Origin of the sequence: Acidovorax sp. NCPPB 3576 (assembly GCF_028473605.1) — a bacterium.
Taxonomy (GTDB): Bacteria; Pseudomonadota; Gammaproteobacteria; order Burkholderiales; family Burkholderiaceae_C; genus Paracidovorax.
In genome coordinates this window covers 1,445,889-1,463,061 of the sequence record NZ_CP097267.1, presented here as the reverse complement: position 1 = coordinate 1,463,061, position 17,173 = coordinate 1,445,889, and the positions used below count along the sequence as shown (strand labels likewise).

Here is a 17,173-nt window from a genome sequence, read left to right as displayed (position 1 = left end):
CTCCCTTTGAGTTCGATCGGGCGCGTCAGACCGCGGCATGCATCTGCAGCAGGCGCTGCCGCAGGGCCTCGGCCACCGGGCTGAGTTCGCGCGAGCGCCGCTGCAGCAGTCCCAGGGTGCGCCACAGGTCGGGCCCGGTCAGCGGCACGCCGCATACCTGGGAATGCGCGGGCAGCGCCAGTTGCGGCAAGGCCGCCAGCCCCAACCCCGCCTCCACCAGGGCCAGCGCGCCGGTCACATGGTTGCATTCATACCAGGCGACGGGAGGATTCGGCAGTTCCGCCATGGCTTGATCCAGCAGCAGGCGGTTGCTGCTGCGGCTGGAGACCGACACCAGCCGCTGGCCGGCCAGTTCCTCCCAACGCACCTCGGTGCGCTGGGCCCAGGCGTGGCTGCGCGGCATGGCCAGCACGTAGCGTTCGCGCAGCAGCGGCTGAAAGAGCAGCGCCGACTCCTGGGTGCCGGTGAAGCTCAGGCCGAAATCCGCCTCGCCTCGGGCCACGGCTTCCAGCACCTGCTGGGCGTTCTCGTCGATCACGTGCACCTGCACGTCCGGCAGCGCCTGCGCGAAGGCCTGCAGCGCCCGCGGAAGCAGGTGGTTGGCCACGGACGGCACGCAGGCGATGGTCACGCGGCCCCGGCGCAACTGCACCTGGTCGCCGAAGCGCTGGACGGCCTCGTCCAGCCCGGCCAACGCCATGCGCGCCTCGTGCAGGAACTCCTGCCCCATCGCGGTCAGCTCCACCGTGCGGGTGGTCCGCTCCAGCAGCCGGGCACCGAGCGCGGATTCCAGCCGTTCCACCCGCCGGCTCAAGGCCGGGGCGGACAGGCACAGGATCTCGGCCGCCACGCGGAAGCTGGACTGGTCCGCAGTGACTACGAAGGCCTGCAGTTCCTTGAGGTCGAATTTGATGCTTCGCATGCAACAGTCGTTTCGTAAATTGCAATTTACGGATCATTGTGCCCCTCCTACGATGCGCCCTTGATCGCCGGGCCAACGACCCGGCGGCGCTTTCCCGGAGACATACCCCATGCAACGACGCCCCCTCATCGCGGCAGCCTTCCTGGCCGCCAGCTTCCCCCTCGCCAGCACCGCCCAGGCGCAGGACTTTCCGCCTAAGAAGCCGGCGACCCTCGTGGTCGGCTTCGCCGCGGGTGGCTCGGCCGACATCGCCGCCCGCATCATCGCCAAGAAGCTGGGCGAGAACATCGGCCAGAGCGTGGTGGTGGACAACAAGCCGGGGGCCGGCGGCAACCTGGCCCATGCCCAGGTGGCCAACGGCCCGTCGGACGGATCCATGCTGCTGTTCGGCTCCATCGGGCCGCTGAGCATCGCGCCCCATTTCATGAAGGTGGCCTACGATCCGCTCAAGGACCTGGCGCCCATCTCGATGGGCGTGGCCTTCCCGAATGTGCTGGTGGTGCCCGCGAGCACCGGCATCAAGACGCTCGGCGATTTCGTGGCCAAAGCCAAGCGCGAGCCCGGCAAGCTGGACTACGCCTCGACCGGCCCGGGCTCGGCCGCGCATCTGGCGGGAGAACTGCTCAACGACGTGGCGAAGATCGACACGCTGCACGTTCCCTACAAAGGGGGCGCCCCGGCCCTGCAGGACGTGCTGGGCGGTCGGGTCACCGCGTTCTACGCCGCACCGCCCTCGGCCCTGCCCCACATCGAATCGGGCAAGCTCATTCCCCTGGCGACCACCGGCCTGACCCGCCCGGCCTACCTGCCCAACGTGCCCACCGTGGCGGAGACCTACCCGGGCTTCAACGCCACCAACTGGTATGCGTTCGTGACCTCGGCCAAGACGCCCAAGCCCCTGCTGGACCGCTGGAACACCGAGATCGTCAAGGTGCTCAACACGCCGGAAGTGCGCGACAACCTGCTCAAGCACGGGCAGACCGCCAGCCCCACCAGCCGCGAAGAACTCGGCCAATTCATCGCGGCGGAGCACGCCAAGTGGGGCCGCATCATCCGCGAACGCAAGATCACCGCCGACTGAGACGGCAGGCCGGACATTCCCATCCCAAAAAGCAGGAGACAAGGAACATGCCGCTCAACCTCCCGTTCGCAACGCCTTCCATCGCCAGGCCCACCAAGCCCACCAGGTCCACCGTCGCCCGGCGCCGCGTGCTGCGCGCCCTGCTGGGCACCGCGCTGGGCCTGGGGCTGGCCCTGGGGGGCGCCGCGCCGCCCGCCGCCCAGGCTGCGGAGATCCGCGTGGTCACCTCCGGCGGCTTCTCGGCCGCCTACGACCAGCTGGTGCCGCTGTACGAGCAGGCCACCGGCCACACGGTCGTCACGGCGCGCGGCGCGTCGCTGGGCAACGCGCCCGACTCCATTCCCAGCCGCATGGCGCGGGGCGAGCAGTTCGACATCGTGATCCTGGCCGATTCGGGGCTGGACGAATTGACGGCGCAGGGCAAGGTGCAGCCGGGCAGCCGCGTGGACCTGGCCCGCTCCATGATCGGCATGAGCGTGCGCAAAGGCACGCCCAAGCCGGACATCAGCAGCCCGGAGGCCCTCAGGCAGACGCTGCTCCAGGCCAAATCGGTCGCCTATTCCGCCAGCGCCAGCGGCACCTACCTGGTCAACGAACTGTTCCCGCGCCTGGGCGTGGCCGATGCGATGAAGACCAAGGCCACCAAGATCTACAGCGAACGCGTCGGCGCGGTGGTGCTGCGGGGCGATGCCGAACTGGGGTTCCAGCAGGTCAGCGAATTGCTGCCGTTCAAGGAGCTGGAATTCGTGGGGCCCTTGCCCGACGAGGTGCAGCAGCGCGTGTTCTTCTCGGCGGGCGTGGCCGTGGGCGCGCAGCACCCCGAAGCTGCAAGCCATCTGATCCGCTTCCTGGCTGCACCGGCTGCCGCCACCATTGTGCGAAGCACCGGCATGGAGCCTGCAACAGCCCCCTCGCTGAAGCACAACTAAAACCGGCCCGGCATTGCGTTTCGTCAAAAGCTGAGGGGCCAATTGGCCTCCAGCGCAATAAGGAAAACGGTCTTTTGCTATTCAAAATATAGCAATCAAACCGAAGCAGCTCACCGCTGCTCAATCACACCTCAAGACAGCCAGTCGTTCTCGCGCCAGGGTGCGATCCGTGCAGGAACGATTGCTGGCGCCTCTGCCAAGGTCGGCGGGGAACCTGCCGCGCACCAGGCCTGAGATGAGCCACCCGACGGCTCACGGTACGCGGCCCCGCAGTCGGGGCAGATGCCTCACGCCAGTTCGGGGGGGGACAGCCGCACCCGCAACAGGATGCCACCCAACGGGGCGCGCGAAACGAAGCGTTCGACGGGAAAACGCATGGCCGGCCACACCTGCGCCGGCCTCTGCCAAAAAAGCGGATCAAGCCAGGCGGCCAGCACAAGCCGCCCGGTGACTACTCCGTCAGGCAGGGGCGGACGTGCGGATCAGGTGGTCGAATGCGCCCAGGGCCGCCTTGGCGCCCTCGCCCGCCGCGATGATGATCTGCTTGTACGGCACCGTGGTCACGTCGCCCGCGGCGAATACGCCCGGCACGTTGGTTCGGCCATGCGAGTCCACCACGATTTCGCCGAACTTCGACAACTCCACCGTGCCCTGCAGCCACTGGGTGTTGGGCAGCAGGCCGATCTGCACGAAGATGCCTTCCAGCGCCAGTTGCTTCGCTTCGCCGCTCTCGCGGTCCTGGTAGGCCAGGCCGGTCACGCGGTTGCCGTCGCCCAGCACCTCGGTCGTCTGCGCCTGGGTGATCACCGTCACGTTGGCCAGGCTGCGCAGCTTGCGCTGCAGCACGGCGTCGGCCTTCAACTCGGCTGCGAACTCCAGCAGCGTGACGTGCGCCACCACGCCGGACAGGTCGATGGCCGCTTCCACGCCGGAGTTGCCGCCGCCGATCACCGCCACGCGCTTGCCCTTGAACAGCGGGCCGTCGCAGTGGGGGCAGTAGGTCACGCCCTTGGTGCGGTATTGGTCTTCGCCGGGCACGTTCATGTTGCGCCACCGCGCGCCGGTCGTGATGATGACCGAGCGCGACCGCAGCGTGCCGCCGTTTTCCAGCTCCACCTCGATCAGGCCGCCTTCCGTTGTGGCGGGCTTCAAGCCCTTGGCACGCTGCAGGTTCATCAGGTCCACCTCGTAGTCGCGCACGTGCTGCTCCAGCGCCGCGGCGAATTGGGGGCCATCCGTCTTGCTGACCGAGATGTAGTTCTCGATATCGAGCGTGTCGTTGACCTGGCCGCCGAAGCGTTCCGCGGCCACGCCGGTGCGGATGCCCTTGCGGGCGGCATATACGGCGGCTGCGGCACCAGCGGGGCCACCGCCCACCACCAGCACGTCGAAGGCTTCCTTGGCCGAGAGCTTGGCCGCATCGCGCGCCGCCGCGCCGGTGTCCAGCTTGCCCACGATCTCCTCCACGGTCATGCGGCCCGAGCCGAACACCTGGCCGTTCATGAACACCATGGGCACGGCCATGATTTCGCGGTCGGTCACTTCCTGCTGGAAGGCGCCGCCCTCGATCACCGTGGTCTGGATGCGCGGGTTGAAGATGGCCATCAGCGACAGCGCCTGCACCACGTCCGGGCAGTTGTGGCAGGTCAGGCTCATATAGACGTCGAACTCGAAGTCGCCATCGATCGCCTGGATCTGCTCGATCACGTCCTGCTCCACCTTCGGGGGATGGCCGCCGGTCCACAGCAGGGCCAGCACGAGCGACGTGAATTCATGGCCCAGCGGCAGGCCGGCAAAGCGCAGGTGGGTCTGCGTGCCGGCGCGCTGCAGCGTGAACGAGGGCTTGCGCGCGTCGTTGCCGTCGGTGCGCAGGGTGATCTTGTCGCTGCGCAGGCTATGGATGGTTTCCAGCAGTTCGCGGGTCTGGGTGGAGACCTCGCTGCCGTCCAGGGACGCCACGATCTCGAACGGTTGCGTCACGCGCTCCAGGTAAGCCGAAAGTTGGGTTTTGAGTTGGTCGTCGAGCATGGTGGTGTCCTTTGCGATTCGAGTTATGTCTTTGCGCGGCGCGGCAGGCGGCCGGGCACGGAGCGGAGAAAACGGGTGTCAGCGGGCGAAAAAAAGCCGGACGGCATGGCGCGCACGCCATGCTGCTGTCCGGCCAGGGGCGCCCGGGGCGCCCCGCTCCTGGAAGGCCGAGGGGCTTAGATCTTGCCGACCAGATCCAGGGAAGGCGTCAGCGTCTTGGCGCCTTCCTTCCACTTGGCGGGGCAGACCTGGCCTGGGTTGGCGGCGGTGAACTGGGCAGCTTTGAGCTTGCGCAGGGTTTCCGACACGTCGCGGGCGATTTCGTTGGAATGGATTTCCTGGGTCTTGATCACGCCATCGGGGTTGATCACGAACGTGCCGCGCAGTGCCAGGCCTTCTTCAGGAATGTGCACGCCGAACGCGTTGGTCAGCTGGTGCGTGGGGTCGCCCACCAGCGGGAACTTGGCCTTGCCGACGGCGTCGGAGGTTTCGTGCCACACCTTGTGCGAGAAGTGCGTGTCGGTCGTCACGATGTAGACCTCGGCACCGGCCTTCTGGAACTCGGCATAGTTGTCGGCCGCGTCTTCGATTTCGGTGGGGCAGTTGAAGGTGAACGCCGCAGGCATGAAAATCAGGACGGACCACTTGCCCTTCAGGTTGGCCTCGGTCACTTCAATGAAGTCGCCCTTGCCGTCGCGGTTCACGAAAGCGGTGGTCTTGAAGGGCTGGACTTGCGTATTGATCAGGGACATTTGCTGTTTCCTAGGTTGATGGCTGAACACGAAAAACTGAAGTTTAGGCGCTCCCAACCCATCAATCCAATTAATTGACTTCATCAAGTCAATTGCCACAGGCTATATCAAGCGAGGGACTGCGGGGCACGGGCCGGGGGCGAATGACTGTATCTGAGGACGGTCAACGCGAACACAACTCAGCATCAAACGCAGCCATACCGGCCTGGCAGGGAGATTGCCTTGCGCCGCATGGCCCGCGTCATGACAATCGCACCCCAAACCCACACAAGGAGAATCTCCATGCAAGGCGACGCACAGGTCATTTCGCATCTGCAGGCCCAGCTCAAGAACGAACTGACGGCCATCAACCAGTATTTCCTGCACTACCGGATGCTCAAGCACTGGGGCTTCGACAAGCTGGCGAAGAAGGAATACGAAGAGTCGATCGGCGAGATGAAGCATGCCGACAAGCTCATGGACCGCATCTTCATGCTGGACGGCCTGCCCAACCTGCAGGACCTGGCCAAGCTGCAAGTCGGCGAGGACGTGCCCGAGATCCTCGAATGCGACCTGCGCTCCGAGCGCGGCGCCCAGGCCACCATCAAGGACGGCATCGCCCATTGCGAAACGGTGCGCGACTATGTCTCGCGCGATCTGCTCCAGGGCATCCTGGACGACACCGAAGAGCACATCGACTTTCTCGAAACGCAGATCGACCTGGTGGCCAAGGTCGGACTGCAGAATTACCTGCAGTCGCAGATGGGCGAGATCGAATAACGCCCCGCCCGCCCGGCGCCCGCCCCCCGGGCGCCCCGCGCTCCAGCCGGCCTTCGGGCCGGTTTGTCGTTTCTGGCCCGGCCACGCCGCCCGAAGTGTGGCGCGCACGCATCAGGTGGCGTGCCCATGGCGCTCAAGTTCCCACTGTTTGTTGCGATTGCACACAACGGAATGCGAACGATTCTCATGAAACCTAGAATACCGGCCTAGCCAGCCAGTCAGTTCGCCCAGGGCCCTTCGTGCCCCGCCTGCAGCCAGCGCCCCAACCTGCATGGAGCCTTCGATGCTGCACTGTCCTGCGCGCGCCTGTTTCGCCACCCCAGCCAATCCCTTTTCGTCCGCCCCCTGCCCCCACGTGGGCGCCATCGCTTCGGCGGGCGCCGTCCGGCCATGAAGGCGGCCCGGCTCGACTGGCGCTACCGCCTGGCGATCACCTCCCGCGCACTGGCGGGTGGGCTCGGCGGCTACGCGCTGGCGGCGGCCTTCACCGCCGCCCTCACCCTCGGTCTGATGCCGTTCATGGCGCGCGTGGAGGCAGTGCTCACGGCCACGCTGCTGTCGTGGCTGGTCTATGCCTGCGCGGTGGCCTGGGCCTTCTATGCGCGCACGGCCTGGGGCGCGTGGGGCGCGCTCGGGCTGCCGGCGCTCGCCCTGGGCGCGCTGGCGATGGCGCCGCGCTGGCTGGAGGGCGCATGAAGCCTCAGGCCGCACCCGAGCGCGAAGGCTTCCGCCAGGCCATGGCCTGGCTGCACACCTGGTCAGGCCTGATCCTGGGCTGGCTGCTGTTCGCCATTTTCTTCACCGGCACGCTGAGCTTTTTCAAGACCGAATTCAACCTGTGGATGCGGCCCGAGCTGCATGCCCTGCCGCCCGCCAGCGCCGACGTGGCCGAGCGCGCGCAGCAGGCGCTGCACCGCAAGTCGCCGGACGTGACGCAGTGGTTCATGCGCCTGCCCGACGAGCGCCAGCCCGGCGTGACCATCCTGTGGCGCGGCAAGGAGGGCGGGCGCTTCAAGACCCTGCTGATGAACCCGCAGACTGGCGAGGCCATCGAGACGCGCGACACCATGGGCGGCGAGTTCTTCTACCGCTTCCACTTCGAGCTGCGCACCGCGCAGAAGGGCCGCTGGACGCTGGAGGGCCGCTGGGTGGTGGGCGTGGCGACGATGCTGATGTTCATCGCGCTGCTGACCGGCGTGGTCACGCACCGGCGCATCTTCAAGGACTTCTTCACCTTCCGGCCCACCAAGGGCGGGCAGCGGGCGTGGCTGGACGCGCACAACGTCTCGGGCGTGCTGGTGCTGCCGTTCTATCTGATGATCACCTTCAGCGGGCTGATGATCTTCCACTCGATGTACATGCCCTCAGGGATTGCCGCCGCCTACCCCGGCCCCAAGGGCACGGATTCACAGACGTACTTCGCCGAGATGCAGGGCGACACGGCCTCGGGGCGCAGCGCGCGCCGCGCGCCGGGCGAGGCCGCCCCGGCGCTGCCCCTGACCGATCTGGCGCCCCTGCTGGCCAGCGCACACCGCACCTGGGGCGATGCACGCATCGGCGGGCTCAGCGCCCGCCGCGACGGCGACCGGGCGGTGATCGAGGTCACCCGCCACGACGGCGACCGCCTGCAGTACGGCCCCGCCCGCATGCGCTTCGATGCCGCCACTGGCGAGACGCTCGCGCGGATGGACCCCGACTCCCCCGCCCTGCGCACCTACCGCGTGATCTACGGCCTGCACCTGGCGCGCTTCGCCGGGCCCGGCATGCGCTGGGGCCTGTTCGGCTTCGGCGTGCTGGGGAGCCTGATGATCGCCACCGGCATGGTGCTGTGGAGCGTCAAGCGCCGCCAGCAGGCGCAGCGCAAGGGCGCCGCCGCGCCGCCGCTCAAACGCGGCGAGCGCCTGGTGGCCAGCCTCAACGTGGCCCTGCTGGGCGGCCTGCCGCTGGCCACGGGCGTGTTCCTGGCCTCCAACCGGCTGCTGCCGCTGGACCTGGAAGGCCGCGCCGATGCCGAGCTGGCGTGCTTCTTCGGCGCCTGGGGCCTGGCCCTGCTGATCGGCATCGTTCGACCGGACCGCTGGGGCTGGAGCGTGCTGCTGGGCCTGGCGGGCGCGGTGTTCGCCGCGCTGCCCGTGTTGAACGCCTTCACCACGCACACGCACCTGGGCGTGACGCTGCCGGCCGGCGAATGGATGTGGGCGGGCATGGACCTGTCGTTCCTGTTCACCGGCGCGCTGCTGGGCTGGATGGCCTGGCGCCTGCGCCCGGCGCGGGGCCTGCAAGCCGCCGCGGCAGCCCACGGCCGTTCGGCCAAGGACACCGGCAGCACTGCGTCCCCTTCCACGCCCTCCACCCCTTCCACCCCTGCCGCAGGAGCCTGACCGCCATGTTCGAATTCTTTCTCTGCTTTGCCGGCTGGTCGGGCCTTGCGCTGGGCATGGACCGCCACCACCAGGATGCCTGGAACCGCGAAGGCGGCGAACGCCAGCTGCGCACGCTGCGCCGCGTGGGCTGGGCGCTGCTGGCGCTGTCGCTCGCGCATGCCGCCGGCTGGCCGGGCGACAGCACCGCCGCGCTCAGCGTGACGTGGTGGACCATGGCCCTTTCGCTGGCCGCCGTGTGCGCCACCGCCGTGGCCACCTGGCAGCCGCGCCGACTGCCCGTTCTGGGCCTGGTGGCGGCCGCCGCGGCCTTGCTGGCCCTGGCGCTCTAGGCCGCGCGGCAGCGCGGGCGAGGGCCCGCTCCCCGCCTGGCTATCGATTTCTTTTTTCAGCCACCCGCACACCAGCCTCTGGCGCGCGGGAAGCCAATTCATCCACGCCGTGTCGTTTCTTTCATCGACGGAAAGCCTTTCATGCGATTGCCTCCCCTGAACGCCCTCACCGCGGCTGCGTTGCTCGCCGCAGCCACCGCGCACGCCCAGACGGCAGTGCCCACCGCCGCCCTGCCCGAGGTGAAGGTGACCGACGCCCCGCAGGGCGAGGCCACCGAAGGCTCGGGCCAGTACATCGCCCGCGAGATCAGCGTGGGCAAGCTGGTTCAGTCGCCGCGCGAGACGCCGCAGTCGGTGAGCGTGATCACGCGCCAGCGGCTCGATGACATGAACCTCACCAAGCTGGAGGATGCCGTCAAGCAGACCACCGGCGTGAACGTGACGCGCCTGGATGGCGCGGGCAACTACAACACCATCCAGTCGCGCGGTTTCGACATCGGCGCGGTGCTGCTGGACGGCGTGCCCATTCCGCAGGGCGCCAACTTCGCCACCGCGATGGACACCGCCATCTACGACCGCATCGAAGTGCTGCGCGGCCCGTCCGGCCTGCTGCAGGGCGCCAGCGAGCCGGGCGGCACCATCAACCTGGTGCGCAAGCGCGCTCAATCCGCCCTGGGGCTGAACGCCAACGTGTCCGCGGGTTCGTGGAACATGCGCCGCGCCGACGTGGACCTGACCGGCGCGCTCAACGCCGCTGGCACGCTGCGCGGCCGCGTGGTGGCGGTGAAGGACGACCGCGAAAGCCACGTCGCCACGCTGAAGAACGACAAGACGCTGGGCTACGGCACGCTGGAGCTGGACATCACCTCCGCCACCACGCTGTCGATCGGACACACGCGCCAGAAGGTGCGCGCCACGGTGGACCAGGGCCTGCCCGCCTATGCCGACGGCCGGCTGCTGGACGTGCCGCGCTCCACCTTCGCCGGCATCGCCGCCAACCGGCAGGACCTGGACAGCACCGACACCTTCGCCGAGCTGGAGCACCGCCTGCCCAACGGCGGGCTGGTCAAGTTCGCGGCGCGCGACGTGCACCGCGAATCGCTGTACCGCTCGGTGCGCGCCAACTCCGCGGTGGCGGCCAACGGCACCTACCAGTTGCAGTCGGTGGACTTCCAGCAGGACGTGCAGGACCGCAACTACGACCTGTACATCGCCTCGCCGCTGTCGCTGGCTGGCCGCACGCACCGCGTGCTGCTGGGCGTGAGCCACACGACCAGCGAGAGCCTGGACGGCAACTCCGCCTTCGGGCTCAGCCGCACGGCCAACATCTTCAATCCGCAGTACGACCTGCCCTACCCGAACATCACGCTGCCGGGCTTTCAAAGCGCCACGCGGCGCACCGAGAATGCGCTGTACGGCCAGGCGCAGATCAGCGTGGCCGAGCGCCTGAAAGTGCTGGCGGGCGGGCGCCTGTCCTGGGCCAAGGCCGAAACGCGCACGCTCAGCACGGGCCAGACCACAGCCACGGCCGACCCGGGGCGGCAGTTCATCCCCTCGGTGGCGGCGATCTACGAGCTGAACGAGAACCTGTCGGCCTACACGAGCTACGCCGAAACCTTCGTGGTGCAGTCCAGCCTGGACCGCGCAGGGCAACTGCTCGCGCCGCGTTCGGGCTCGCAGATCGAGGCGGGCGTGAAGGGCGAGTTTTTGAACAAGCGCCTGCAGACGCACTTCGCCCTCTTCCGCATCCTGGACAAGGACCGTGCCATCGCCGACCCGGACGTTCCCACCGCGTCCCTGGCCGGCGGCAAGGTGCGCGCGCAGGGCTTCGAGACCGAGGTCAGCGGCCAGGTCGCGCCCGGCTGGGACGTGCTGGCCGGCTACGCCTTCACAGCCACCAAGTACCTGCAGGCCCCCGTGTCGCAGCAGGGCCAGGTGTTCAGCCCCATCACGCCGCGCCACAGCGTGAACCTGTCCACGCGCTATGCCTTCAAGGGCCCAGTGCTGCAGGGACTGAGCGTGGGCGGCGGCATGAGCTACCGCAGCGAGTTCTTCGCGCAAAGCGGCACGGTGCGCCTGACCTCGGGCGACTACGCGCTGTTCAACGCCCAGGTGGCCTACCAGATCAACGACAAGGTCTCGGTGAGCCTGAACGTGGACAACCTGTTCGACAAGACCTACTACGAGAAGGTCTCCAGCCTGGGCCGCCAGAACTTCTACGGCGAGCCGCGCCGCGTGACGGTGGCGCTCAAGGCGCGCTACTGAGCGGGGGGGCCGGATGCCGGCGGCCGGCGCCCAAGGCCGTCCGCATCAAAAAGGCCTCTACCGCATATTCCCCTAGGGGATATAGCTATTAATTTAATAGCAAACCGTTTTCCCAACCTCTGTCTTCACAGGAGCTTTTCGATGTCCCCCTTGCTCAAGCCCATCACCGCCGCCTTGCTGTCCACGCTGGCGGCCACCGCCGCCCAGGCCCACCAGGTGTGGATCGAGGCCAGCGGCGCCCAGGCCCGCGTGCAGTTCGGCGAATATGCCGACGGCCTGCTGGAAAAATCGCCCGGCGCGCTCGACAAGTTCAAGGGCGTGCCCGTGCTGGAGCAGCAGCACCCACGCGGCGGCGAGGCCCGGCGCATCGAAGGCCAGCGCACCGCCACCGCGTTCACCTACGCCCTGCCGGCGCCGGCCGACACGCTGTTCGCCGAGGCGCCGTACCCGCTCATCGAACGCACCAAGGCCGGCCTGCCGCCGCTGCTGTGGCGCCCCGCCGCGCGCTGGGTGGCGAGCCTTGCGCAGCCCGTGGCAGCCACCGCGCCGCTGGACGTGGTGCCCACCGGCAAGGCGGGCGAACTGCGCGTGGTGTTCAACGGCAAGCCGCTGCCCAAGGCCCAGGTGACCCTGGTCTCGCCCTCGGGCTGGGCACGCGAGGCCGCCACGAATGCCGAAGGCACCGTGCACTTCGATCTGCCCTGGAAGGGCCAGTACGTGGCCGAGGTCAAGCACAGCGACAAGCAGCCCGGCGAACACGCAGGCGAGAAGTACGGCGAAGCCAGCTACCTCACCACGCTGACCTTCGTGCAGGCGGCCGGCATGGAATCGCCCCCGCTGCCCGCCCCAGCCGCGCACTGACCGCTGCACCCGGCCCGCGCTGACGGGCCACTTCCCCACCGAAGACCGTTCACTGCCACCGCGCAGTGAACGCTGCGGCGCCCTGCGCGCTGCATTTTCCAATCAACCAGCCCTCCTGCCAGCGGATTCATTGCCAGGAGCGCTATTAATTCAATAGCAAAATGCCTTCACACACTCCGCGCACCCCGCGCACCCCGCGCTCCCATGGCACGCCCTGCCGCCCCCTGCCCCTGGCTGCCGCCTTGCACACCGCGATCGCGCTGCTGTGCGGCATGGGTACCTCAGCAACCCATGCGCAGACCGCCGCGCCCGTGGCCGAAACCACCCTGGCCCCCGTGACCGTCAAGGCCGGCACCGAGCAGGAAAGCCCCACCGCGCCCGTCAGCGGCTTCGTCGCCAAGCGGGCGCTGTCGGCCACCAAGACCGACACGCCGCTCATCGAAACCCCGCAGGCCATCAGCGTCGTCACGCGCGACCAGATGGAGGCGCAAGGCGCGCTGACCCTGCGCCAGACCACGGCCTACACCGCCGGCATGGTGTCCAACTACTTCGACAGCCGGGTGGACAGCTTCACGGCGCGCGGCGGCAGCGTGACACAGTACCAGGACGGCCTGATGCGCACCTACGGCACCTACAACAACACCAAGGCCGAACCCTACCTGCTGGAGCGCGTCGAATTTTTGCGCGGCCCCTCGTCCGTGCTGTACGGCCAGGGCAGCGTGGGCGGTGTGCTCAACCTCACCAGCAAGCGCCCGCAGGCCGAGCCGCTGCGCGAAGTGCAGGTGCAGCTGGGCAACTACGCGCGCAAGCAGATCGCCGCCGACATGACGGGCCCGCTCACGCAGGACGGCGAGTGGCTCTACCGGCTCGTGGCCGTAGGCCGCGACAGCGACTCGCAGGTCAACCACGTGAGCGACGACCGCCTCATCCTCGCCCCGTCGCTCACCTGGAAGCCCAACGCGGCCACCTCGCTCACGCTGCAGTTCACGCACCAGAAGGACCAGAGCGGCTCGCTGATCGGCTTCTTCCCCTGGCAGGGCACGCGGCTGTCCAGCCCCTACGGCCAGATCCCGACCTCGACCTTCATCAGCGAACCGGGCTGGGACGCCTTCGACACCGAGAACAACTCCTGGGGCTACCTGTTCAGCCACCGCCTGAACGATAACTGGACCGTGCGCCAGAACCTGCGCCGCACCGTGAGCGAGGTGGACTACCGCAGCATCTACACCAGCTTCTCCGCCAACCGCGCCACCGGCCGGCCGGCGCGCCCGGTGTTCGAAGCGGACAACCGCACGCTGCTGCGCGACGCCTCCTGGCAGGTCAACTCCAGCCGCCTGCTGCTGGCGGATACGCAGATCGAAGGCAAGGTGCAGGCTGGCGCCACCGAGCACACGCTGCTCGCCGGCATGGACGCGCAGCGCAACGAAACCAGCCAGTCCTCGTGGTTCCAGACCATCTCGGGCATCGATGCGTACGCGCCGGTGTATGGCAACTTCACCGCGCCCTCGGCCTCCGCGCTGGTGCGCCAGCCCAACGTCACCCAGCGCCAGTTGGGCTTTTACGCCCAGGACCAGATCCGCTGGGGCCGCTGGACGGCCACGCTCGGCCTGCGCCACGACAGCGCCAAGACCGAGACGGTCGGCCGCCCCGCCGCCGCCGTGGACGACACCGCCTGGACCAAGCGCGTGGGCGCCACCTACCAGGCCGATGGCGGCTGGGCACCGTACGTGGGCTACTCCGAATCGTTCCAGCCGCTGGGCGGCGTGGACTTCTTCGGCACCCCGTTCAAGCCCCAGCGCGGCGAGCAGTGGGAAGCCGGCGTGAAGTGGCAGCCGCAGGACCGGGGCATCAGCGCCTATGCCGCCGTGTACCAGTTGCGCGAGAAGAACCGCAAGACCAACGACCCCTCCAACCCGCTCAACAGCCTGCAGATCGGCGAGGTGAAGACCAAGGGCTTCGAGGCCGAGATGACCGCCAGCCTGGCCCGCAGCTGGGACTGGACGGTGGGCTACGCCTACACCGACGCCGTCATCTCGCGCAGCAACGCCGGCGACCAGGGCCTGCCCGTGGCCAGCGTGCCCAAGCACACGGCATCGAGCTGGCTCATGCACCGCTTCGCGGCCGAAGGGCGAGGCGGCTGGACGGTGGGCGCCGGCGTGCGCTACACCGGCTCGCAATGGACCGGCACCACCGCCATCACCACGCCATCGGCGCTCATCGCCGATGCCATGGCGGCCTACGACGCCGGCAGCTGGCGCCTGGCCTTCAACGTGGTCAACCTGGCCGACAAGGTGCAGATCACCCAGTGCCTGGCGCGCGGCGATTGCTTCTACGGCCAGCGGCGCACCTACACGATGACGGGCACGTATCGGTTCTGACCGAAAGGCCTGGATCGCAGCGCGCGGCTCGCCTTCGCTATCGATGGCGAGCCGCGTTCATCCACCACGACGAATTGACTTCCTCGGTCATTTATCGAATATAGGCATGCGGTGATCGAATTTTGAACTGGATAATCTTCAGTCAACACCAATGGGCATACTCCCAGGAATTAAAAATCGTACATTCCCTGCCAATAGCGCCAACAATGACCGTCCCATTTCCATCACCCAGACTTGGTCCACCACCAAAATAGACCGACTCTCCGGGGTAAAAATTCCCACCCCCACCTGCGATGATACTGCCTTCACGCTTATATCCCGCTCTAGGATCTGGATACGGAATTCCATAAGCGAATATTTTGGCATCCGCCGTTTCATTAATAAGCTGCTGACAAACAGACCCATTGCATAACGCAAAACTATCCCCTTTAACCCAAGCTTTGACCTCATAGTTCACAACGGTACGCACGAAAAACACGATATCTTCCTGAGACGGAGGCATGGAAGAACAGTTATTACAAAGAAAACGACCATAATCAGCAGCTACAACAATAAGCGCCAGAGAAACGAGGCTCGCGGCAATTATTTTCTTTTTGATCTTCTTCATGAATTAATTTCTGTTCAATGAGTCGATGATTCGTTTTGACTCGGTGCGTCCCAGGTCGCGCTGCTCCTTAGAAAGCCCGGCTTCAGCTCCCTTGAGAAAATCACTCTTGAGCAAGGCTTGGCGTTTTGATTCATCACGACCCACCAAGTAATGCCATGCGTGCGCATAGGCGTAAGAGCGCACGGGATCGTAAAGATCACTGAAAACCGCATTTGGACGCTCGGCTGCCGGCTGGTTGTCGTACACATCCGAAAGGAGCAACAGGGCTCCGATCTGTCCTTGTTGTGCGGCCACGTTCAACCATGACACTGCCTGCGACTGCCACTCTTTTATTCTCGGGTTCTCGAGGGTTTGAGGCCCCGTGGTTGCACCCCATTTGCCGAGTGGGCCTGCTGTGTAGAAAGCGACCATCGCCTCCAAATCACCTTCTTTGGCCCAAATGCCCAGAATCTCCGAGCGCAGTTCGTAGTCGGCGTCTGAGAGGCGAGTACATATCTCGCTTTGGGCCTGCACCATGGAGTCAAGGGCCGCAGTTTGGGCTGTCACCCCTGTGCGACTCTTCTCTGCCACCGCTGCTTCCCTTTTTAGTTCGGCAGAGGCACAAAAAGAAAGTCCTGCAATGACTTCCTCTTGTATCGACCGCCCTTTTTTACCTTGGCGGTAGTCAACCACGCCCTCCCAAACAGGGCGTGCCGGTGCTTTCAAACCGCTGACAAGCGCTTTGGTACTCGCCGCCGGGAGAGCGCTTTTGTCAGCCGTATCGAGGGTGCTGGATGCACTGCGTACCAACGGTGCAGGAGTTGAATTGACGAAAGGAGCGATTTCGACGGATTCATTTATTATCAAGGCATCATCTTGCCAATGTGCCACCGCGACGACGCCTCCAGAAATTAATATTCCTCCAATTATGAAAACTGCATGATTCTTCATTGAAACATTCCTCAGCTCTGCACTATCAGCCGGTTCTTTAATTTCTTCCATCAATTTTTATTGCATATTAGCGCGCCCGACTTCTTTCAGGTTTCGAGTCCGCGAGTGGTGGCATCACGCCAAGGCTGTTTCTCCACTGCGAGGCGATGCCTGACCGTTTCATGGAGCTTTGGAGACTGTGGCTGCAGGTGCGCCCAACGCTCCGACTCGATCGCCATCTCGGAGACTGACAGTTGTTGGGTGAAGTGAATGCCAGCGCTACCCAGGCTTCTGGCAAATCGCCAAAACCCACAGGAACTGGAGAGTTCTCTCACCACGGTGATTGGAATCTTGTAGTTCTGGGCCAAAAAACTCAGCAAGGCGGTGCCATAGCCCTGCCTTCGATAGGCGCTGAGAATTTCGACGTCATAGACATAAACCCGGTCGTTCAACGGCGAGACTGCATAACAGGCTTCCCCCACCGTCATGCCCTCTTGATTCCTGATGACAACTTTCACGTCTGGATTGGGCGCGGTGAACGTCATGTAGTAATTTCTTGTCACATCCATGGTGATCTTCGGAACGTGAGCGAGTCGGCGCCGCGCGCGCCAACTGGACAGGAAATTGATCATTTTTATTCTCCCTATAATTTATTAAAATACGAGGCAAAACACTGGGAATCTAAAACCCACTGGACTTCGTCCACAGACCGGCCATTCGTATCAGGGGCAGGGCATTAAAAACACCCTGAAGTTTTCCATTGCGGCCCTATAAGCATTTCAAATAATGCTCAAGCAATTAACGCGTTGAACTCTAACGGTTTGGGGCTTGTCCGTTTAAAGCAATTTGTTGCAAACCGTTTTAGTGCAAAGCACCGATCACTCTGAGCGCCACGAATAACGCCACGCGAGCCAAGCACCGCATTGCATTGCGAAGTGCATCAGAAGCCATGCCTGACTGGACCGCGCA

15 protein-coding genes are annotated in these 17,173 nt (G+C 65.8%); 9 read left to right on the top strand and 6 right to left on the bottom strand.

What is annotated here, in order from left to right; translation table 11 throughout:
• Positions 1-25: 25 nt before the first annotated feature.
• Complete coding sequence (locus tag M5C98_RS06825; protein ID WP_272551801.1) at positions 26-922, bottom strand: LysR family transcriptional regulator; 897 nt, start codon at positions 920-922, stop codon at positions 26-28.
• 109 nt (positions 923-1,031) lie between these two features.
• On the opposite strand from M5C98_RS06825, the gene M5C98_RS06820 reads away from it, so the two are divergent.
• Both M5C98_RS06820 and M5C98_RS06815 read left to right on the top strand, forming a co-directional pair.
• A complete protein-coding gene (locus tag M5C98_RS06820) occupies positions 1,032-2,003 on the top strand; it encodes a Bug family tripartite tricarboxylate transporter substrate binding protein (RefSeq protein ID WP_272551800.1) in 972 nt (323 codons plus the stop codon).
• Positions 2,004-2,050: 47 nt separating this feature from the next.
• On the top strand, positions 2,051-2,932 hold the full coding sequence (locus M5C98_RS06815; protein WP_272551798.1) for a substrate-binding domain-containing protein: 882 nt from the start codon (positions 2,051-2,053) through the stop codon (positions 2,930-2,932).
• A 459-nt stretch (positions 2,933-3,391) separates the two neighbouring features.
• Here M5C98_RS06815 and ahpF read toward each other — a convergent pair whose 3' ends face one another.
• The gene (ahpF, locus tag M5C98_RS06810) at positions 3,392-4,960 is read right to left on the bottom strand and encodes an alkyl hydroperoxide reductase subunit F (RefSeq protein WP_272551796.1); all 1,569 of its coding nucleotides are present in this window, start codon (positions 4,958-4,960) and stop codon (positions 3,392-3,394) included.
• A 176-nt stretch (positions 4,961-5,136) separates the two neighbouring features.
• A complete protein-coding gene (ahpC, locus tag M5C98_RS06805; RefSeq protein WP_272551795.1) occupies positions 5,137-5,712 on the bottom strand; it encodes an alkyl hydroperoxide reductase subunit C in 576 nt (191 codons plus the stop codon).
• A gap of 282 nt (positions 5,713-5,994) precedes the next feature.
• Between ahpC and bfr the strand changes: the two genes are divergently transcribed.
• From bfr to M5C98_RS06770, 7 genes are all read left to right on the top strand, one after another.
• Positions 5,995-6,471, top strand: a complete 477-nt coding sequence (gene bfr / locus M5C98_RS06800) for a bacterioferritin (RefSeq protein ID WP_272551794.1) — start codon at positions 5,995-5,997, stop codon at positions 6,469-6,471.
• A 390-nt stretch (positions 6,472-6,861) separates the two neighbouring features.
• A complete protein-coding gene (locus M5C98_RS06795; protein WP_272551793.1) occupies positions 6,862-7,167 on the top strand; it encodes a DUF3649 domain-containing protein in 306 nt (101 codons plus the stop codon).
• A complete protein-coding gene (locus M5C98_RS06790) occupies positions 7,164-8,852 on the top strand; it encodes a PepSY-associated TM helix domain-containing protein (protein ID WP_272551792.1) in 1,689 nt (562 codons plus the stop codon). Before M5C98_RS06795 ends, M5C98_RS06790 begins: the two co-directional genes overlap by 4 nt.
• A gap of 5 nt (positions 8,853-8,857) precedes the next feature.
• The gene (locus M5C98_RS06785; protein ID WP_272551791.1) at positions 8,858-9,184 is read left to right on the top strand and encodes a DUF3325 domain-containing protein; all 327 of its coding nucleotides are present in this window, start codon (positions 8,858-8,860) and stop codon (positions 9,182-9,184) included.
• A gap of 141 nt (positions 9,185-9,325) precedes the next feature.
• Entirely contained in the window at positions 9,326-11,449 is a 2,124-nt protein-coding gene (locus M5C98_RS06780) for a TonB-dependent siderophore receptor (RefSeq protein ID WP_272551789.1), read from the top strand.
• A 141-nt stretch (positions 11,450-11,590) separates the two neighbouring features.
• Complete coding sequence (locus M5C98_RS06775; protein ID WP_272551788.1) at positions 11,591-12,310, top strand: DUF4198 domain-containing protein; 720 nt, start codon at positions 11,591-11,593, stop codon at positions 12,308-12,310.
• 272 nt (positions 12,311-12,582) lie between these two features.
• Positions 12,583-14,688, top strand: coding sequence for a TonB-dependent siderophore receptor (locus M5C98_RS06770; RefSeq protein ID WP_272553186.1), 2,106 nt, complete (start codon positions 12,583-12,585; stop codon positions 14,686-14,688).
• Positions 14,689-14,830: 142 nt separating this feature from the next.
• Here M5C98_RS06770 and M5C98_RS06765 read toward each other — a convergent pair whose 3' ends face one another.
• Genes M5C98_RS06765 through M5C98_RS06755 form a run of 3 tightly spaced genes read right to left on the bottom strand, consistent with a single transcriptional unit; the run spans position 14,831 to position 16,836 of the window.
• Positions 14,831-15,295: a hypothetical protein gene (locus M5C98_RS06765; RefSeq protein ID WP_272551787.1), complete on the bottom strand. Its 465-nt coding sequence runs from the start codon at positions 15,293-15,295 to the stop codon at positions 14,831-14,833.
• A gap of 3 nt (positions 15,296-15,298) precedes the next feature.
• A complete protein-coding gene (locus M5C98_RS06760; protein ID WP_272551786.1) occupies positions 15,299-16,276 on the bottom strand; it encodes a hypothetical protein in 978 nt (325 codons plus the stop codon).
• Positions 16,277-16,311: 35 nt separating this feature from the next.
• Positions 16,312-16,836: a GNAT family N-acetyltransferase gene (locus tag M5C98_RS06755; RefSeq protein ID WP_272551785.1), complete on the bottom strand. Its 525-nt coding sequence runs from the start codon at positions 16,834-16,836 to the stop codon at positions 16,312-16,314.
• Between the last annotated feature and the right edge of the window lie 337 nt (positions 16,837-17,173).